Source organism: Chryseobacterium sp. MEBOG07, from assembly GCF_021869745.1.
In the GTDB taxonomy this organism is placed as follows: domain Bacteria; phylum Bacteroidota; class Bacteroidia; order Flavobacteriales; family Weeksellaceae; genus Chryseobacterium; species Chryseobacterium viscerum.
In genome coordinates this window covers 3,992,414-4,013,157 of sequence record NZ_CP084579.1, presented here as the reverse complement: position 1 = coordinate 4,013,157, position 20,744 = coordinate 3,992,414, and the positions used below count along the sequence as shown (strand labels likewise).

The window sequence follows — 20,744 nt, the reverse complement described above, 5'->3', positions numbered from 1 at the left end:
ATAGATTAAATTTTATTAAAACATGACTGTGAAAACGATATTATTGTATCTCCTCAAAGTGGTAGGAATTATTTTGGGAATTGTAGTTATTTATGTAATCCTTGGGTTATTGATTCCCTATATTCCGGTTTCAGCCAAAGAGGATGGTGAGAAGAAAGAAATTCCAATCTATATTTATACCAACGGAGTGCATACCGACATCGTAATGCCTGTGAAAAACGATTTGCAGGACTGGGCCCAGAAAATTCCTTTTGCCAATATAAAATCCAAAAAGACAGATTATCAATATATCGGAATAGGATGGGGCGACAAAGGTTTTTATCTTGACACTCCGACCTGGGCTGACCTGAAATTTTCAACAGCTGTGAAAGCCGCATTCTGGCTAAGCGATTCTGCCATGCACTGTACTTATTATAATACGATGAAAGAAGGTGATGACTGTAAAATGATCATGATCAGCAGAAACCAGTATCAGAATTTGGTGAAATTTGTAGAAGATAAATTTGACAGAGATCAAAACGGAAGCTTTATGCTGATCCCTACAAACGCTGTATACAGTGATAATGATGCTTTTTATGACGCTAAAGGTACTTACAGCTTTCTTTACACTTGCAATACATGGTCAAATAATGCTTTAAAAGCTGCCGGACAAAAAGCCGCACTTTGGACTCCTACTGATTTCGGAATTTTTCAGCACTATAAATAAGAATGAAAAAAATAGGCCTTTTGTTTATCGTTTTTTGGATTTGTTCCTGCTCTCAGGAGAAAAAAGATAATATAAGAAACATCATTGAGCCTGCCATCGTTGCAGAAAAGAAACCTGAAGTAGAGCTTTCCAAGCTGAAAATAAAAGCGGAAGAAGCCTTGAAATTCTGTACTTCAAAGAATCTTAACCGTGATTTTTGTATTCTGATTGATATGAGCCTTCATTCCGGAATTAAGCGCTTTTTTGTCTGGGATTTTAAAAATAATAAGATATCAAAAGAATATCTCGTAGGGCATGGTTGTGGCTCCAATTCATGGAGTAAAGATAATTCTAAAGCAAATCCGGGATTCAGTAACGAAGATGGAAGCCACCTTTCATCTCTGGGAAAATATAAACTCGAAGGAAGAGGGTACAGTGATTGGGGAATCAATATAAAATACCTGATGCATGGCCTTGAAGAAACCAACAGCAATGCGTTAAAAAGATTTATTGTCTTTCATTCCTGGAATATGATGAGTGATACTGAAGTATTTCCCCAAGGTTCACCCGAAGGCTGGGGATGTCCTACGGTTTCCAACAATGCAATGAAAGAAATAGATCCGATGATTCAGAAATCCGGAAAACCTGTACTGATGTGGATCTATAATTAAATCTTTGTCATACATTTGTTTCATAATCATTATGTAAACTGATTTCATCCTATGAAACATACGCTTTTCCGTGAACAGCAGCTCAACTGTGATATAGAAACCGCCTGGAAATTCTTTTCTTCAGCCAATAACCTTTCAGAAATTACCCCGAAAGACATGGGCTTTATTGTATTGACGGAAATGGAAGATGATGAAATCTATGAAGGAATGATCATCGATTATTACGTTTCTCCGTTATTCGGAATTAAAATGAAATGGCAGACTGAGATTATCCACGTTGACTTTCAGAAAAGTTTCATCGATTTCCAGAAAAAAGGTCCGTACAAATTGTGGAATCATCATCATGAATTTATTCCCAACGAAGAAGGTGTTCTGATGAGAGATACCATAGATTATGAACTTCCAATGGGGTTTTTAGGCGAAATTGCACATCGCGTTTTCATCAGAAAAAAACTGGAATATATCTTCGATTACCGTTTCAGGGTCCTGAGTAAGTTGTTTTAATAATTCAATAAAAACGATAACCAAAATTCTATTGGCTTTAGCCAAAACTTTTAACGATTCTAGTTAGATACCTTCAGGATAACAGAATGCATCAATAGACTTCGCATTCTCTTTGTCATTCCGTGGGAATCCAAATACCAATTTGTAGAATTATTCATCCATTCTTTAAGCTTTTTTAACAGTTCAACGGCCTGAATTCCCAGTAAAAATCGCTATTTTTGCGGGATTATCGTTTTTTACTGAAAAACTAATGTGTTCTGATTGACATGGCAGGTCTGAGGTCATTTTTCTTATTTTATATTATACTGGTTTTTACCCTTTTCAATTCGAATTGGGCAGAAAAATCGCTGCATAATATCCCTCATATTCCTCCTGTAAATAACATTCATGTTCTGGATGTTTACGAAGAAGCAGACATGAATACGCATGCGTTGCCTTCTGTTTCCAAAATTGTAAAACAATTAGCCAGAAAAAACGACCATTCAACTTCGGATTTTTCAGGGATTTTAAAAGTGATCCCAAAAATTACCCTTCCGAAGATTGCTCTATCTACTATTTGCGGAGTTAAGTCCTTTCTCCATCTCCTCCAGTTGTACTAAGTTTAAGTTTCTGAAAACCAAATCATTTTAACGGAAATCTTATAACTTAAACATTTATAAATGTATTTTAAAAACGTAATAATTTGCATTCTTGCAACATTATTCGCTGTGTCATGCAGTAAAGACAAGGAAAAAAACAGCCCAAAAGAAAAAGAAGTTCCCGTACTGGAAATCAAAGAAAAAGATACATTGGTGAGCAACCAGTTTGTCACCGATATCCAGGCTAAAAAGAATGTTGAAATGCGATCCAGAATCGGAGGCATTATACAGCATATCTATGTGAACGAGGGACAATTTGTACATCAGGGGCAGGCTTTATTTAAAATCAATGATGCCGAGCTGCAGATGGAACTTTTGAAGGCAAATGCGGCATTAAAGCAAACCGAAGCAGATGTACGTATTGCAGAAGTAGAACTGAAGCAGATTCAGAGTCTTCATGCTAAAAAATTTGTAGCCAACAATGAACTGGAACTGGTAAAGGCAAAGCTCTCTTCCGCGAAAGCAAAACATGCCTTTGCTGATGCCGAAAAACAAACCGTTTTCCAGAAAATAAACTTTACGAGAATTACAGCACCTTTTGATGGGGTCATTGATGTAATTCCTTTTAAGGACGGAAGTTTGGTGGAAAATGGAACGCTATTGACCACACTGTCTCAATTGAATGAAGTCTATGCATACTTCTCGATTCCTGAAAACTTATATTTTGAGCTTTTGGCTGATGATAAGATTGGAAGTCATCAAAAGATAGAACTTACGCTGCCTAACGGAGTCAATTATCAGTTCAACGGAGCTTTAAAAACCGCAGAAGGGGAAATCGACAGGACGACAGGTTCTATTCGTTATAAAGTGCTTTTCCCAAATCCGGACCGTCTGATCAAGCACGGTACTTCCGGGAAGCTTGTTATTTCCGAACATCAGGCTAATGCGATCCTTATTCCACAAAAATCGACTTTCTCTATCCAGGATAAGACCTATGCTTTTACAGTGGATAAGCAGAATAAAGTGAAAATGACCAACATTAAGATCGGGGCCACACTGAGAGATTCTTATATCGTGGAAAGCGGTCTTAAAAAAGGAGATTTAATCATTTATGAAGGAACTCAGTCTTTAAAGGATGGTGATATTATCAAAATCAAAAAGAAGTATTAACCTTTCATAATCTTTAAATCAATTTACTATGGTAGAAATGTTTATAAGACGAAAGGTTCTTTCGTTGGTTATTTCCATATTATTTGTCCTGCTGGGAATTATGGCGTTACTGAAGATGCCAATTACCCAGTTTCCCGATATCGTACCGCCGTCAGTAACCGTTACGGCGAAATATACCGGTGCCAATGCTGAAGTGTCTGCCAATGCTGTAGCCCTTCCTCTGGAACGTGCCATCAATGGGGTGCCAGGGATGACGTACATGTCTACAGTAACATCGAATGACGGTCTTACCCTTATTCAGGTTTTTTTTGAAGTAGGAGTAGATCCTGATGTAGCAGCGGTAAACGTTCAGAACAGAGTGACAACAATCCTTGATGAGCTTCCTGAAGAGGTAATCAGGGCTGGAGTTACCACTGAAAAAGAGGTAAACAGTATGCTGATGTACCTCAACATCACAAGTACAGATCCGAGCCAGGATGAACAGTTCATCTATAACTTTACAGATATTAATGTCCTTCAGGAACTAAAGCGTATTGATGGAGTAGGACGTGCTGAGATCATGGGCCAGAAAGAGTACTCGATGAGAGTATGGCTGGATCCGCAGAAAATGGCGGCTTACAATATTTCAGCTGATGAAGTGATTGCTTCGCTGCAAAAACAGAATATTTCGGCAGCACCCGGAAAAGTAGGAGAAACATCCGGAAAAACGTCCAGCCAGCTTCAATATGTAATCAAATATAAAGGGAAGTTTTTTGAGCCCAAGCAATACGAGGAAATTCCCATCAGATCTGATGTTGACGGAACGATCTTAAAATTGAAGGATATTGCTAAAGTAGAATTCGGAGCGATGAACTACGGAATGGTTTCCAAAACAGACGGAAGGCCTTCTGCATCCATCATGATGAAACAGCGTCCCGGTTCCAATGCTTCCGAAGTAATTGAAAGCGTAAAAGCAAAAATGGATGAATTAAAAGTCACTTCTTTCCCTCCCGGAATGGAGTACAATATGGCTTATGATGTCTCCAGATTCCTGGATGCTTCCATCAGTGCAGTACTCACGACTCTTATTGAAGCCTTTATCCTGGTAGGAATTGTAGTGTTTATCTTCCTTCAGGACTGGCGCTCCACATTGATTCCTGTACTGGCAGTTCCGGTAGCATTGGTAGGAACGTTTGCTTTCATGAATATGCTTGATTTCTCAGTAAACCTTCTGACTCTTTTTGCCCTGGTTCTTGCCATCGGAATTGTCGTCGATAATGCGATTGTCGTCGTTGAAGCTGTCCATGTTAAAATGGAAGAAGGCATGAATGCAATGGATGCGACTATCAGTGCCACTAAAGAAATTGCAGGAGCGGTAGTGGCTATTACCATCGTAATGTCTGCTGTATTTATCCCTGTAGCGTTCCTTGATGGTCCGGTAGGAGTATTCTACCGTCAGTTTTCATTAACGCTGGCCATCAGTATTGTGATTTCAGGGGTGAATGCATTGACACTTACTCCGGCGCTTTGTGCGATTATTTTAAAACCTCATAATCATCAGAAGAAGAAAACAATCATAGACAGGGCTTTCCAGAGTTTCAATACAGGATTTGAAAGACTGACTAATGGGTACGTAGGTATTTTATCAAAATTCGCGACTAGAACTACGGTTACTTTTGGACTGTTGTTTTTATTTGTCGGACTGACTTTTGTGACCAGTAAATTCCTGCCAACAGGGTTTATTCCAATGGAAGACCAGGGAATGGTGTATGTAAGTGTAACCACTCCACAGGGGGCAACGGTAGAAAGAACAGAAAAAGTGCTGGATGAAGTGACAGGTATTGCGAAGAAAATTAAAGGAGTAGAAAACGTGACTACTCTTGCCGGCTATAGCATTGTAACGGAAATCGCAGGTTCATCTTATGGAATGGCAATGATCAACCTTAAAGACTGGAAAGAAAGAGATATTTCAGTGAACGATCTGATTGCAGACCTTTCAGAAAAAACAAAAAGTATTGCAGATGCCCAGATTGAGATCTTTGCACCGCCAACGGTTCCCGGATTTGGGAATACCAGTGGTTTTGAACTGCGTTTGCTGGACAGAACCGGAGGAACCATCGAGAATACGGATAAAATCACCAAGAATTTTGTTAAAAAACTGAATGAGGCTCCTGAGCTGCAAAACAGCTTTACCAGTTTTGATGCTACTTTCCCGCAGTATATGATCAATGTAGATTACGATATGGCAGCGAAGAAGGGAGTATCGGTAGACAACGCAATGTCTACATTACAGACCATGCTGGGATCGTATTACGCCACCAATTTTATTCGTTTCAGTCAGATGTATAAAGTGATGGTACAGGCAAGCCCTGAGCACAGAGATACCCCTGAAAGTATTCTGAATTTATATTTAAAGAATGACAAAGGGGAAATGGTTCCGTTTTCAACATTCATCACGATTGAAAAAGTATACGGACCTGAAGTACTTACGAGGTATAATATGTATATGTCTGCCATGATCAACGGAGAACCTGCTGACGGTTACAGTTCCGGAGATGCTATTGCAGCTGTAGAACGTGTAGCCAAAGAGACACTTCCGAGAGGATTCGATATTGAATGGTCGGGAATGACCAGGGAAGAGATTTTATCAGGAAACCAGACGGTTTATATCTTCCTGATCTGTCTTCTATTCGTATATCTCTTATTAGCGGCACAATACGAGAGTTTCCTTCTTCCGATGCCTGTATTATTAAGCCTTCCGATGGGAATCTTCGGTTCTTATATCGCACTGGTGCTGGCAGGGCTGGATAATAATATTTATGCACAGGTGGCATTGGTCATGTTGATTGGTCTTCTCGCCAAAAATGCTATTCTGATCGTAGAATTTGCAGTGGCAAGAAACAAACAGGGATTTGATATCATTTCATCAGCTATTGAAGGAGCAAGACAGCGTCTTCGACCGATTCTGATGACCTCTTTCGCATTCGTAGCAGGACTTATTCCGTTGTGTATCGCGTCAGGAGCTGGTGCAATTGGTAACCGTTCTATTGGTACGGCTGCAGCAGGAGGAATGCTGATTGGGACAATCTTCGGATTAGTTGTGATTCCGGGACTGTATATATTCTTTGCAAAACTTGAAAATAAGAAGAAAAATGAAAAGATTAAATCATAGATATATAGTGTATGGGATTGTATCACTGAGCCTGGTTTCATGTGCTGTTCCCAAGGTAACAGAGTTGAAGAAAGCTCAGGAATTCCCTGATGAAATGATCAAAACTGATAAAAATAAAAATCTGGATGAATTTCAGCAGATCAATCTGAAGGCATATTTTACAGACCCATATCTGCTTGAACTTTTTGATAAAGTGGTTCAGGCTAATCCGGATTTCCAGATTGCACAGCAAAGAGTGGAGATTGCCAACAGTTTCCTTCAAAGATCAAAGATGGATTTGCTGCCTTCTCTTGAAGTAGGAGTAGAGGCTTCAGGTAACCGATACGGAAAGTATACGATGGAAGGTGTTGGGAACTATGATACCAATCTTTCACCTAATATTACAGAAAACCAGAAAATCAACAGAGATTTTACGCCTAATTACTGGGTAGGAGCAAGAAGCAGCTGGGAAATTGATGCCTGGGGCAAACTGAAAAATAAAAAGATAGCTGCCCAGAAGAAATTTCTGGCTTCCACGGAGGGATTGAGATTATTACAGGTAGAACTTTTCACGGATATTGCAAATCTGTATTATCAGTTGGTAGCCTTAGACAATCGTCTTGCTATTTATCAGAAGAATTATAAGCTTCAGCAAAGAGCTTTTGAAATTGTTCTGGCACAACGTGAAGTGGGAAAAGCTACGGAATTGGCGGTACAGCAGTTCAAGGCTCAGAACAACAACTGGCTCGCAGAGATTGAGCACATAAGAGTGGAAATCGTTACGGTAGAACAGGCGATCACTACTTTAACAGGAAGCTACGGTGGAGATGTGAAACGCGGGAAAATACTGATGCCTACTAATATGGAAGTTCTAAATAAAACCATTAATGTAGAAAATGTGATACACTCCAGACCGGATGTAGCTGCAAATTATTATGTGTTGGAAGCTTCTCAGGCTGATGCAAAGGCTGCAAGAGCTGCTTTTTATCCCAAGATTGACCTTGGTGCCGGCTTTGGAATGAATTCTTTTTCTATAGAAACATTCTTCAAGCCAAGTTCACTGGCAGGGCAGTTGTTGGGAGGATTAATGGTTCCTGTTTTCAATAAAGGACAGCTGAAATATGAATTTAAAGTAGCAAGCACGGAGCAGGAGATTGCTTTTTTAAATTATCAGAAAAGTATTACAAATGCTTTTAACGAACTTCAGTCTATTTTGAAACAGACAAAGATCTATGAACGTGTTTTGAAACTGAAATCAGAAGAAGTAGGTTTTCTTGACCGCGGGGTAGAGGTTTCCAATGATCTGTATCTGACAGGATACGCCAATTATTTTGAACTGATCAACTCTCAAAAGAGCAAACTTACTGCTGAACTGGATCTATTACAGTTTCAGCACCAGAATACCAGAAATAACGTCCTGCTGTTTAAAGCACTGGGAGGGAAACTGGATTAATTTTTTACTTTTTTTTACGATGAAAGAAGCTGTCTTTTTAGATGGCTTCTTTTATTTTACCTCTTACATTGTAATCAAGTTCTGTGTATTTTTGGAATGGTAAGGTAATCAACAAAAAAGAGACTGTCTTTAGGACAGTCTCTTTCTATGTTTCTTAAAATAAATCTGCTTTATAGGCAGAGTTATTTAGATGTAAATATTATTTAACAATCTGGATTTCAACAGCTGAAAATCCTTTAGGAGACTTCTCTTTTTCGAAAGATACTTTGTTTCCTTTTTTTACCGGCTCCACACAGTTGTTGTTGTGGAAGAAGATATTTTCTTTGCTATTGTCTTCAGTGATGAAGCCATACCCTTTTTCACTAAGGAAAGTAACAATTCCAGTTTTTCTTGGATCTTCCTCAATAATAGGAGCTGCTCCCAATTGAATATCATCAAGGTTTACTTCCTGTCTTTGTTCAGGTGGAGTAGAAGTTAATCTTCCGAATTCATCTACATACATGTAGACATCCTCCGCACCTTTGTTGTTGTTCGTCTTACGATCTTCGCGTCTTAGCGCCTTTTCTTTTTGCTTTTGAATTTTTTTCTTGAAATTTTCCTTTTTAGAAAAAGAATCTGCCATAAATTATTTTTAGTATTTAGTTTCTATAAATTAATTGGTTCAATCTGGTCCGTTGTAGACCTTATAAAGCCTGCCGATGTTTCCTGTTTTGGAGTTTTCCAATCATACAGAGCTTACAATTCCGACAAGTATTTGTTCTTAATAGAAAAATAAAAGTTAAAAATATGACTGCTCAGAAAGCAAAGACTGAATAAAAATATTCAGGTCGTTACAGAAAACAAAGTGATGACTTAGTTAATAATGTACAAATATACAACAATAAAATGAATAATCCGGTTTTAAATGATTGATTATCAGAAATGGTTTTTGTAGTACGTTTTATGCTCTGAGTCTAAGAGCATAAAAAAATATTTAGTCAGTCTATAAAAAAATCCCCAGAAAGCTGAGGATTATAAAAAAATATATTATAAAAATGAAGTGGTGTATAATACGGATGGGTACGCATCAAATGTTATGCCTAAAATTGGTGCGGATTTGGGAATTATATCAGCTTGTTTAATAAAAAAGGAGTATCTCAATCCGTATCTATTTGGTAAATAGCCCTCTATTGAAAAAATACTGTTTACTTAAAAATATAAATGTTTTTTATTTCAATTTATACAGATGAAGTAAAAATAAGGTCCCTATTTATTTTTGATTTTAATGGAATTTCCGAAAATTTCACCATGTTGGGATGACTTTTATTATCCATCTTTGTCTCATAAACATTTAAAAATAAGAAGAATGTCAACACAAAATGTAAAAGGAAAAGTAGTTTTGATTGCCGGAGGAGGTAAAAACCTGGGAGGATTATTAAGCAGAGATTTTGCAGCAAAAGGAGCAAAACTGGCGATCCATTATAACAGTGAAAGCTCTAAGGCAGAAAGTGAAAAAACACTTGCTGAGGTACAGGCATTAGGCGCAGAGGCGTTTTTGTTCCAGGGAGACCTTACCAAGGTAGATAATATCACGAAGTTCTTTGATGAAACAATTTCCCGTTTCGGAGGCGTGGATATTGCCATCAATACAGTAGGAATGGTATTGAAAAAGCCATTTGCAGAAACTACAGAAGAAGAATATGACACGATGTTCAATGTCAATTCAAAATCAGCCTACTTCTTTTTGCAGGAAGCCGGTAAAAAACTGAACGATCAAGGGAAAATCTGTACGATTGTTACTTCATTGCTGGCGGCTTATACCGGCTTATATTCCACCTACGCAGGAGCCAAAGCTCCGGTGGAGCATTTTACAAGAGCTGCTTCCAAAGAATTTGGAGCAAGAGGAATTTCTGTGACTGCAGTAGCGCCGGGTCCAATGGATACCCCTTTCTTCTACGGGCAGGAAAGTGATGATGCCGTGGCTTATCATAAATCAGCATCAGCATTAGGAGGGCTTACAGATATCAAAGATATTGCTCCGCTGATAGAATTCCTGGTAACAGACGGATGGTGGATCACAGGGCAGACGATCTTTGCCAATGGAGGATATACAACCAGATAATATATTGTAAGATAGAATAAAAAAAACTCACTGAAAATAGCTTTCAGTGAGTTTTTTATTTTTAAAGGAATAAGAAAATTAAGTGGTTTTAACCTTTCCTTTTTCCAATATACTTTTGATAATAAAGAATAATCCAAGCAGAACAAAAGGAATACTGAGAAGCTGGCCCATATTCAGGCTCATTCCGTGTTCGAATTCTACCTGGTCTACTTTGATGAATTCAATCAGGATTCTCATGATGAAGATTAATAAAATACTAATACCGAAATAAAATCCTCTTCCGATTTTGAAAATATTTTTCTTATAAATAAAGTAAATAATGAAAAAGATAACAGCATAAGAAATGGCCTCATAGAGCTGTGCAGGATGTCTGGGTAGATCATCCACCTGACGAAATACAAACGCCCATGGAACATCTGTAGGAATTCCTATAATTTCCGAATTCATAAGGTTCGCCAGCCTGATAAAAGTACCAGCCAAAGGAAGTACAATGGCTATCGCATCCAATACCGTCATGAACGGGATAGAAAATTTTCTTGCATACAAAAGAAGCATAATGACCAATCCGATACCACCACCGTGGCTGGCAAGTCCTGCAAAACCGGTAAAATGATAGATTCCATCTGCGCCTTTCTGAATGGGTAAAAATACCTCAATCGGATGCTGGGAGTAATAATCGAAATCATAAAAAAGACAATGTCCCAATCTGGCTCCCACCAGAATTCCTATAAGCGCATAGGAGAACAAAGCTTCGTGGGCCTGTGAACTAAGCCCTTCTTTTTTATAAATTCTTTTTAAAATATTTAATGATAAAACAAGTCCGGCAAGGAAAAGCAAGCCGTAATATTTTATAGGAAGTCCTAAAATATTGACGATTTCGGGATTAATGTCCCAGTTGATATATAATAAATTCATTGCTGCAAAGATAAGAAAATAGGATTTTCTGAACAGGATGGTACAGTATTGAGAATTTATTAATTGATTTAAAGGAGTTTATGAATTTTTTTCTTTTTTAAATAACAGTCAATTTACCATATTGAAAATTGAAATACGGCTAGGTAGAAGCCCTATAAACCAATTCTGCATCCATCAGAATAGATTGGCTTGGGGCTGTGCTGTTTTTTATTTTTTCCAATGCCAGTTTTGCAGCTTCTTCACCCATTTTTTCCAAAGGCTGCTGTACGCTGGTCAGCTGAGGATATACCATAGATGATAACTCCGTGCCCGAAAAGCTTGCTATAGATATTTCCTCAGGTATTCTTACTTTTTGTTCAAGAAGAAAATTCATCGCTCCCATGGCTAAGGTATCACTAAAAGCAAAAATACTGTCAAACTCTATATTCTTATTTAATAGTTGCTTAACTGCTTTTTTTCCATGTTCGAAAGTCATTCCATCCGTCTGAATAATCAGGTTTTCATCAAAAATATTGTATTTCATGAGAATGCGTTTATAACCGTTTACTCTTTCTACAGCATTTCGGATTGTGGAAGGCCCCATAATATGGACAATTCTTTTTCTTCCTGTCTTTATCAAGTATTCCACCATCAATGAAGCTTTAATAGAATCATCAATAATTACCTTCGATACATCCAAAGACTTGTGGGGAATTCTGTCAAAGAATATTAAAGGAGTTCCCTGATCCATAATGTTTTGATAGAGATCATTATTGTGGGTTTCATGACAGAGATTAATAATAATAGCATCCACATTAAATTCTTCCATAAGCTGAAGGTTTTTCCTTTCTATAAGAGGATCTTCATCAGATTGGGTGATGATAATACGATATCCCAGCGGATAAAGAATATTCTGAATTCCTTTGAGAACACTCGAAGAAAAAGGAGTAATCATTTCCGGTACCACAAACCCTATTGTCCGGGATTGTCCGGATTGTAAATTCAAAGCTGTAAGGTTCGGTTTATAGCCCAATTTTTCCGCAGCATCCAATACCCTTTTTCTTGTTTCTTCATTCACATTTTTATCATGAAGCAGCGCTCTGGAGATGGTAGAGGTGGATAATGACAAAAATTTGGACAGATCTTTAATCGTAATACGTCTCATCAGCCTTGTTTTTTGGCTAAAAATAATAAAAAAATAGTCAATTGGGAACGTTCCCTGATTTTTGGGAACGTTCCCAATTTGAATTTTGCAAAAAAAGTATCCTGTTAATCATTTGTTAATATAGTTTTAACGAATTGGTTAATATGATAACAATTTTATGTTTATGAGTATGATTTATTACAATTATGATGTATCGAAAATCCGCACAGGAATTTTACATATCGGAGTAGGGAACTTTCACAGAGCTCACCAGCAGTTTTATACCAATATGCTGCTCAATGAAGAAGGGCAGGGAGATTGGGGAATTTGTGGAGTATGTCTGCTACCGTCAGATGAAAAAATCGTAAAGAATTTAAGAGCTCAGAATCTTCAGTATTCTCTTACTATTTGTGGCAGAAATGGAAAAGATGAGGTTTATAAAATAGGCTCTTTAAAGGAGCTGATCTGGGGAATAGAAGATCCGGAGGCTGTAATCGCGAAAATAGCAGACCCTTCTATTAAAATCATCACATTGACAATTACAGAAGGGGGTTATAATCTTGATAAAGAGACTGGAGAGTTTGTACTTGGTGATGAAAAAATCCAGCATGATCTGAAGAATCCTTCCCACCCTGAAACTGTTTTTGGCTTTGTTGCAGAAGGGTTGCGCCAAAGAAAAACACAAAATGGAGCTGCATTGACTCTACTTTCATGTGATAATCTTCAGCATAACGGAAATACAGCAAAAAGAGCTTTTACATCATTTATAGAAGCTCAGGATGCAGAACTGGCAGCGTGGGTAAAGGAAAATGTAACCTTCCCAAATAGTATGGTGGATCGTATTACACCCGCCACAACTCCGGAAGATATTGAAAGGTTAAATAAACGGAATGATACAGATGACCGCGCTCCTGTATATTGTGAAGACTTTACACAATGGGTTATAGAAGAGAACTTTATCGCAGGACGACCGGCATGGGAAAGGGTAGGCGTAGAATTCACGAATGATGTAACCGCATTTGAAAATATGAAACTAAGCCTGCTGAATGCTTCCCATACTTTATTATCTTATCCGGCATTCTTAATGGGTTATCGTAAAGTGGATCAGGCAATGGAAGACAAAAATCTTGTGAAATTCATCAGGGATTTTATGGATACAGACATTACCCCTTTTGTTCCTGCCCCAGAAAATACAGACCTGGAAAAATATAAACAAATATTGATCGAAAGATTTGCCAATCACAGTGTAAGTGATCAGGTAAGCCGTTTGTGTTTCGATGGGATTTCAAAATTTCCGGTATATATCATTCCTAATCTTGATAAAATGATAAAAGGAGCGAAAGACCTTACCAGAACGGCTTTTCTTATCGCTTCCTACAGACATTATCTTAAATATAAAACAGATGATCAGGGAAATACTTTTGAAACAGCAGAACCCTGGATTACGGAGACCGACAAGAAACTTATTGCCAGTGAAAATCCACAGGACTTCCTGGAATTGTCAGCTTTTAAAGGAGTTCAGTTAAAAACCTCTGAACAGTTCATAAAATTATACAACAGTTTTGTAGAAGACATAAAAAACTCAGGAACCGCCTCGGTTTTACAATCAATCATAAAATAACTAGGCCATGCAGATCAATCCAGGTATAACCTCTTCAGACAATAAGACAAACAATCCTATACTGCCGTTTGCGATCATAACCTTTATTTACTTTATTGTAGGTTTTCTGACCACAGTGAATGAGCAGCTGCAGGCACCTCTGAAATTTACTTTTCTGAGCCATGCAGGCAGTCTTAAAAACACATTTACTACTTTGATTTCCTTTTTCTTCTTTTTAGGATATCTTCTGAATGGAACACTGGGAAGCAGATGGGTAAATGCCTTTGGATATAAAAATACGATTTTACGAGGGCTTTTCTTTATGATTTCCGGTCTTTTCATGTATCTGTGTTCATCATGGGTTGGGGATCATTATCCCGATCTGAAATTCAGTATAAAAGATGCCGTTATTCCTGTTGGATTTATCGTTTTTGTTATCGGTTCTTATTTAATGGGGACCTCAGCAGCCATCATTCAGGTGGTTGTAAATCCTTATGCAGCTTCATACGAGCTTAAAGGGACACAGCCGGTACAGCGCCTGAATATTCTGACAGCGATCAATTCTATCGGAACTACTTCTGCACCCTTTTTTGTCACGGTAGTCATGTTCAGCGGAATTTCCATTGAAAATATAGAAATCAGACAGTTGCTGCTTCCGCTTTCTGTACTCATCATCTGTATACTTACCGTGATGATAATTACGAAAAGACTTAACCTTCCTGATCTTGCTCATACAAGGGCCGTAGGAGAGGAAAAGCTCGACAGGAGCGTCTGGTCATTCAGGCATTTTGTATTGGGAGTGGTGGCTATCTTTTTTTATGTAGGAACCGAAGTTGCCATAGGCGCTAATATTAATCTGTATGCTTTTGAATTGGTAGATTCCGGTCATCCTATTACATTTTTCGGAAAAACAGATATCATTGTCGGAGGAATGGATCTGGGAATTCATGCCCTATTATCTACGTTGTATTGGGGAGGTTTTCTTGTAGGAAGAGCAATATCCAGTTTCTTCAGTAATATTTCTGCAAGAAATCAGTTGATAACCACCACAATATTGGCCACAGTGCTTGCGGTAACGTCTATGGTTACTCAAAATCTATGGTTTCTTGTCGCCATCGGTCTTCTGCATTCATCCATGTGGAGCTGTATTTACACGCTTTCCATAAAAGGATTGAACAAGTACACTTCAAAAGCGTCCGGTATTTTTATTTCTGCCGTATTTGGTGGAGCGGTATTTACCCTTATTCAGGGAGGTTTGGCAGATATTTTAGGCTCGTGGAGATGGACGTGGTGGCTTACGGTAATTTGTGAATTACTGATGTTGACTTACGCGTTGTTTGGATCGCGTATAAGAGAAAAAGACCTCATTCACTAATCATATATTTTTCTTTTAATCAATGTAACTATCCTGTAGACTATTGCTGGATACAGGATACTTACTGCCTTAAAAAACACTTGAATCATGTTAGAAAACTACTTTTTGCTTTTGTCTTCCGTCATTGGAACTTGTTTAGGTGCACAGGAACTACATTCTGCGTTACAGCTTCGGAACAGCCATTTGTGGCGAGGAATTGAAGTCTCTGCAGGATTTATTTATACCGGAGACCTGCATCTTGATTATAAGAACTTTTACGCCGGATTCTGGGCGGGTGGCAATTTTGATGGCTCCTATAAAGAATTCAATAACTATGTAGGATACAAAAACAAGCATCTTACACTGGAATTATGGGATATTTATAACTTTTCACCCGGTGCGACCTATAACAACAAGGAATTTTTTAACTATTCTGGGAAAGAAACCGGACGTTTTTGGGACCTAAGATCTTATTATGCCATAAGCGATAAATTTCCTCTGGTGCTCAGTTGGAATACTGTGGTTTTCGGAAGAGACAGAAACAGCGAAAATACAGGGAATAAATATTCATCTTTTGTTTCGGGAGAATATCCAGTGTACAGAAAGAATGATCTTGAAGTAAGAGGAAGAATAGGTTATGCTTTTACTTTAGACAGCCATGGTGAAAAGAATAATTTCTTTGCTAAAGAATCAGGATTCAATGAAATAAGTCTTATCATTTCAAAAAGCTTTACCATTGAAGGCTATAAAATTCCCATCGGGATTTGGGGAATGTGGAATCCGGTCAACAATAATGCATTTCTTCAGTTCTCTGTGCAGGCTTATTCATTCTGAAGCAAGGAAATTCAAAATACTAAACCTTTAAAAAACTCAATACATTTAATTACTTTTATATAATGGAACATAAAAAAATAAAGCAGTCTGTTTTGGTGAAGTGCTCTGGGATATTTTTCCGGGAGAGCAGCGAAGAATGGGAGGTGCCCCTTTTAATGTGGCTTATCACCTTTCCAAAATGGGGGTAGAGGTCAATATGATAAGCAGTGTCGGTGATGATAAGCTCGGGCATGACCTTTTGGATAAAATGAACAACTGGAATATTCCTGTAGATCTTGTTCAGGTCAATACGGCGTATCCCACCAGTACAGTAATTGCTACAGTGGATGAAAATAACGATGCTCATTATGATATTGTGGAGGGGGTAGCATGGGATTTTATTGAAACAACTGTAAAAAACAAGGAAATCCTCAAAACAACAGATGCTTTCGTATTCGGAACATTGGCAGCCCGAAATGAAAAATCCAGAAACACATTATTCCAATTGCTTGAACTCAGCGATTATAATGTTTTTGATATCAACCTCAGAGAACCGTATTATGAGGTCGGAATGATAAAAGATTTACTTCACAAAACACATCTTGCCAAATTCAATAAAGCAGAAATGCGAATGATGCTGGATTTTTTAGGAAAAGATTATACCACCGAAGAAGACAGCATAAAATATCTGCAGGATAAGTTTGATCTTAAGGAAATTATGGTCTCAAAAGGAAGTAAAGGTGCCTTATACGCTCAAGGCGATGATTTTTATCTGTATCCTACCATACCAGTTACAGTAAAAGATACAGTGGGGAGCGGAGATTCATTCTTAGCAGGATTTCTTTCCAAAAAATTAGAAAAAGGAAGCACGGTTCATGAAATGATGGCTCAGGCAGTTTCTCTCGGAGCATTTATTACCTCACAGGAAGGAGCATGCCCTGAATATTCATTAGAAGATTTTATCAGATTCAAAAACGAATACCCTGTATCGGCTATAAGCTAAAGCGGTCAAAACACCATTAATTTAAAATGATTCTTGATGAAACATTTGGTAACTTTAGCCTATTACCAAAACAAAAGTTATGCATCATCAGCTGGAGAAACATTATGTAAACAGGATAGGCTGGCTTCGGGAGGCTGTACTGGGCGCAAATGACGGGTTATTGTCTACCACAAGTATTGTTATCGGGGTTGCTGCGGCAGCTCCGGAACGTCACATCATTATTCTTGCCGCACTGGCAGGTATGATTGCCGGAGCAATGTCTATGGCGGCGGGTGAATATGTTTCTGTAAGCTCACAGGAAGACACAGAGAAAGCAGATCTGCTTCGTGAAAAATATGAGCTTGAACAAATGCCGGAAATAGAGCTTAAGGAACTTGCCAAAGTATATGAGAATCGTGGTTGTACTAAAGAAACTGCTATGCAGGTGGCCATTGAACTTACAGAACATGATGCATTGGGAGCGCATGCCCGCGATGAATTGGGAATTAATGAAATCACACAGGCAAAACCTTTACAGGCAGCAATGGCTTCGTTCAGTTCATTTGCAGTGGGGGCATTATTGCCGTTTACTGTTTCTCTTTTAGCTCCTATTAAACTGATGGTATACTTTCAATATGGATTTCGATCATATTTTTAATGCTTTTAGGAGCTGTTTCTGCCAAAGCAGGAGGTTCCAGTATTAAAATAGCGGTGTTAAGAATTTGTTTCTGGGGAACCGTTGCCATGGGAATTACAGCTCTTGTAGGACGTGTTTTTGGAGTAAATTTAGCCTAAAAATTGTAACAGTATTCTTCTGAATAAAACATCTCCTTGTTTGAAAAATAGGTGGTTTTTTCTCTATTTTAATAGCTCGGTTTTTTGCTTTGTTAATGGTAATGTTTTGATTTACAGATTGTATTTTGCCTAACAAGTGTTAGTCGTAAAAGTACTACACTTTTTCAGATTTATGCTTAAATTTTATTTTGTTATGATCAATACTTCTAAATTTGGTGATATAACAAACATCAAATCATAAATATTTAACGATTAAAATTTACCATCATGGCAGAAAGAAATTCAAGAGGAATCTTAAAATTCAACAACGGCGAAGGACAAAAGCTGTTAAAACTGAACTATAGCGTATCAAGAGCTACAGATGTATCAGGACGTGTAGCATCAGATCCTTCCAATGCACTTCTTAAGATTACAGTAGAAGCTACTGAAAAATCTGACATTCTTGAAAGTTTATTGAACGGAAAATACAAGCCTACAGTAGGAGAGGTAACTTTCAACAAATCTCACGAAGAAGGTACTTTAACGACATTGAAATGGACAAACGGTTATGTCATCCAGCATGAAGTAGATTTCGATGCTGTAGATGAAAACAGTATGTACATCAGTTTTGTGATAAGTGCAGAACAGATCGAGCTTGGAAATTCATCTTATGACGGAGCTTGGCCTGGATCTCAGGGATAAAATCCTTTAACATTCCCACCTATAAAAACAGAATGGTACATCCGTCAAAAGGATCGCTATTCTGTTTTTTCGTCAATGATTGTTTCCTATAATAAGGAATGATGATTACACTAAGATTAAAAAATAAAGCTGATAATGTGAATTTTATATTGTGAAAAATTGATAACTTTATAGGAAAGCCATTTATTTTTAGATTTTTTTCAAAATAAAACGATCACCAAACACTCTACATAATATGAATAAAAACATTTCGAATTCCGAGAAGATTTCGGAGAATCATATTCCTGGAATCAACCGTGTGGTGAAACTGGATATTGTGATTGAAGGCAAGATGATAAAGCACTTCAAGCATTTCCGTTTACAGCAAAGCGTAAAGAAACACCATAATTTTGAACTTACATTAGCCCATGATACTCTAGACGGGGTACAAAATCATGATCTGGAAGAGGCTCAGCAGTTTTTAGGAAAACGATTAACTGTTGTTTTTAAATATAAAAACGTAGAAGGAAGTCCGGAAAGAACCTTTGTAGGAGTCATTACAAAAGTAGGATTCAGTCAGGAAAATCATAATCTTGGAAATATTGTACTGAAAGGGTACAGTCCTACTATTTTATTGGATGCTGCACTGCATACTCAAAGTTTTGGCGGTGATAAACCGGTCAATATGGGTATTATTGCTGAGGAGGTTATCAAACAGGGAATAGAAAGCAGTAAGTTTGATGTAAAGGTGAATGCAAAAGCATCTTCCCAGATTCTCTACAGCGCCCAGTATAATGAGACCCACTACAATTACCTCTGCAGAATGGCAGAAGCCTATGGCGAGCAGTTTTACTATGACGGTGAAATACTGCATTTCGGGAATATGCCCCCTCAGAACAAATCCCTTGAATTAATATACGGAAGCAATGTTTCTGATGTGAGTGTAGAACTGAAAGCAGTACACATCAAACCCCATTTTTATGGATATAACAGCAGCTCCAATACGAAACTGATTTCCGGGGATACCCCTATAAAACATGTTGGCAACCTTGCCCAAACCGCTTATAAAAATAATGAAGGAATATTCAAAACACCTTCATTGCAGGTAGCTCCTATGAAAGCAGCAACCGATATGGATGTAGTCATTTCCCAAACGAGTACTGCCGGCAGCAAGGCTGTAGAGGTTTTTACTGTTTCCGGAGGAACTACTATTCCGTTTTTATATCCCGGATGTGTTGCTGATATCAATATGCGGAGAACCGATACCAATAAAACCGCTTATTTCACCAAGCTGATGATGACAGAAGTAATCCATGAAGTGGATACTCTGGGACGTTACACAGGAAGATTTGAAGCCATTGCTTCAGACACGGGATATATTCCAACCCCCGATTTTACCATGCCCATTGCACAGCCGCAGATCGCCACAGTAATTTCTAATACTGATCCGCTGGGGCAGGGCAGGATTACTGTAAGATTCGACTGGCAGCTGCATGATACAACCAATTTTATCAGAATGATGTCCCCAGATGCGGGAGGTACAGATCAAATCACTCAAAACAGAGGCTATGTAGCAATACCAGAGGTGGGAGATCAGGTGATGGTAGGTTTTGTTCACCATCATCCGGACCGTCCTTTCGTAATGGGAGGAATGTTTCATGGAGAGACTGCTTTGGGAGGTGGGGTAGATAACCATTTGAAATCAATACAAACAAGAAGCGGAATCCGAATTTTAATGAATGATACCGAAGGAAGTGTAAACATTATAGATCCAAGTGGGAACAATTATTTTATGGATGGAAAAGGAAATATTACCGTTACTGCTCCTAAGAATATGACCTTTAATGTAGGAGAAGATCTCGCGATCAATGTAGGAAAGGATATGAAAACAAGTGTAGGAAATGATAATGCCATTAATATTATCAATGATCATAAGTTTTCCTCAAAAAACTATAAGCAGACGGTCAACGAAAATAAAACGATCAATGTGACAGGTGATCTTAAAGAAACCACTTCAACAACTACTCATAAAGCGAAAAACGGAGATATTTTACTCCAGAGTTCAGGGGTAGCCAAAATGCTGGGTAAAATAGATGCTAAAGTGAACAAAGGATAAGGATGCTGAAAAAATTGTTGATTTCCCTTTTTTCATCTTTATTAGCGGTGTAGAAGTAATGACCCGTAATTTTTTTAAGGTTGTAAGATATTAA

General features: G+C 38.0%; 17 protein-coding genes and 1 pseudogene. 15 read left to right on the top strand and 3 right to left on the bottom strand.

Annotation, left to right across the window (positions count from 1 at the left end; genetic code table 11):
- Positions 1–22: 22 nt before the first annotated feature.
- The 7 genes from LF886_RS18380 (at position 23) to LF886_RS18350 (ending at position 8,191) form a co-directional block, all read left to right on the top strand.
- Positions 23–706 carry a TIGR02117 family protein gene (locus LF886_RS18380; protein ID WP_236851044.1) on the top strand — a complete coding sequence of 228 codons (684 nt, stop codon included), beginning with the start codon at positions 23–25 and terminating at the stop codon, positions 704–706.
- Between the two features lie 2 nt (positions 707–708).
- The gene (locus LF886_RS18375) at positions 709–1,356 is read left to right on the top strand and encodes a murein L,D-transpeptidase catalytic domain-containing protein (protein ID WP_236851043.1); all 648 of its coding nucleotides are present in this window, start codon (positions 709–711) and stop codon (positions 1,354–1,356) included.
- 51 nt (positions 1,357–1,407) lie between these two features.
- Positions 1,408–1,860, top strand: a complete 453-nt coding sequence (locus LF886_RS18370; RefSeq protein ID WP_124530471.1) for an SRPBCC family protein — start codon at positions 1,408–1,410, stop codon at positions 1,858–1,860.
- A gap of 266 nt (positions 1,861–2,126) precedes the next feature.
- Positions 2,127–2,459 (top strand): hypothetical protein, encoded by a 333-nt coding sequence (locus LF886_RS18365; protein WP_124530470.1) that lies wholly within the window; start codon positions 2,127–2,129, stop codon positions 2,457–2,459.
- 60 nt (positions 2,460–2,519) lie between these two features.
- Positions 2,520–3,608 carry an efflux RND transporter periplasmic adaptor subunit gene (locus LF886_RS18360; RefSeq protein WP_236851042.1) on the top strand — a complete coding sequence of 363 codons (1,089 nt, stop codon included), beginning with the start codon at positions 2,520–2,522 and terminating at the stop codon, positions 3,606–3,608.
- 28 nt (positions 3,609–3,636) lie between these two features.
- Complete coding sequence (locus LF886_RS18355) at positions 3,637–6,759, top strand: efflux RND transporter permease subunit (protein ID WP_236851041.1); 3,123 nt, start codon at positions 3,637–3,639, stop codon at positions 6,757–6,759.
- A complete protein-coding gene (locus tag LF886_RS18350; RefSeq protein ID WP_236851040.1) occupies positions 6,740–8,191 on the top strand; it encodes a TolC family protein in 1,452 nt (483 codons plus the stop codon). The genes LF886_RS18355 and LF886_RS18350 overlap by 20 nt, the downstream gene beginning before the upstream one ends.
- A 199-nt stretch (positions 8,192–8,390) precedes the next feature.
- Here the strand turns inward: LF886_RS18350 and LF886_RS18345 are convergent, their stop codons facing one another.
- The gene (locus LF886_RS18345) at positions 8,391–8,813 is read right to left on the bottom strand and encodes a cold shock domain-containing protein (protein WP_236851039.1); all 423 of its coding nucleotides are present in this window, start codon (positions 8,811–8,813) and stop codon (positions 8,391–8,393) included.
- A 723-nt stretch (positions 8,814–9,536) separates the two neighbouring features.
- On the opposite strand from LF886_RS18345, the gene LF886_RS18340 reads away from it, so the two are divergent.
- Entirely contained in the window at positions 9,537–10,292 is a 756-nt protein-coding gene (locus tag LF886_RS18340; protein WP_124530466.1) for an SDR family oxidoreductase, read from the top strand.
- A 78-nt stretch (positions 10,293–10,370) separates the two neighbouring features.
- On the opposite strand, the gene lgt is transcribed toward LF886_RS18340, so the two are convergent.
- Both lgt and LF886_RS18330 read right to left on the bottom strand, forming a co-directional pair.
- The gene (lgt, locus tag LF886_RS18335) at positions 10,371–11,207 is read right to left on the bottom strand and encodes a prolipoprotein diacylglyceryl transferase (RefSeq protein ID WP_236851038.1); all 837 of its coding nucleotides are present in this window, start codon (positions 11,205–11,207) and stop codon (positions 10,371–10,373) included.
- Between the two features lie 139 nt (positions 11,208–11,346).
- Positions 11,347–12,351, bottom strand: coding sequence for a LacI family DNA-binding transcriptional regulator (locus LF886_RS18330; RefSeq protein WP_236851037.1), 1,005 nt, complete (start codon positions 12,349–12,351; stop codon positions 11,347–11,349).
- Between the two features lie 163 nt (positions 12,352–12,514).
- Between LF886_RS18330 and LF886_RS18325 the strand changes: the two genes are divergently transcribed.
- The 7 genes and pseudogenes from LF886_RS18325 to LF886_RS18295 all read left to right on the top strand — a co-directional run bounded on the left by LF886_RS18325 (position 12,515) and on the right by LF886_RS18295 (position 20,650).
- Entirely contained in the window at positions 12,515–13,951 is a 1,437-nt protein-coding gene (locus tag LF886_RS18325; RefSeq protein WP_236851036.1) for a mannitol dehydrogenase family protein, read from the top strand.
- A gap of 7 nt (positions 13,952–13,958) precedes the next feature.
- Positions 13,959–15,305, top strand: coding sequence for an MFS transporter (locus LF886_RS18320; protein WP_236851035.1), 1,347 nt, complete (start codon positions 13,959–13,961; stop codon positions 15,303–15,305).
- 87 nt (positions 15,306–15,392) lie between these two features.
- A complete protein-coding gene (locus LF886_RS18315; protein WP_236851034.1) occupies positions 15,393–16,118 on the top strand; it encodes a hypothetical protein in 726 nt (241 codons plus the stop codon).
- Positions 16,119–16,218: 100 nt separating this feature from the next.
- Positions 16,219–17,100 (top strand): carbohydrate kinase, encoded by an 882-nt coding sequence (locus LF886_RS18310; protein ID WP_317207639.1) that lies wholly within the window; start codon positions 16,219–16,221, stop codon positions 17,098–17,100.
- 79 nt (positions 17,101–17,179) lie between these two features.
- Positions 17,180–17,874 (top strand): annotated as a pseudogene (locus tag LF886_RS18305) (VIT1/CCC1 transporter family protein).
- 267 nt (positions 17,875–18,141) lie between these two features.
- Positions 18,142–18,555: a type VI secretion system tube protein TssD gene (tssD, locus tag LF886_RS18300; protein ID WP_109738811.1), complete on the top strand. Its 414-nt coding sequence runs from the start codon at positions 18,142–18,144 to the stop codon at positions 18,553–18,555.
- 235 nt (positions 18,556–18,790) lie between these two features.
- Positions 18,791–20,650 (top strand): type VI secretion system Vgr family protein, encoded by a 1,860-nt coding sequence (locus tag LF886_RS18295; RefSeq protein ID WP_109738812.1) that lies wholly within the window; start codon positions 18,791–18,793, stop codon positions 20,648–20,650.
- The last annotated feature ends 94 nt before the right edge of the window (positions 20,651–20,744 follow it).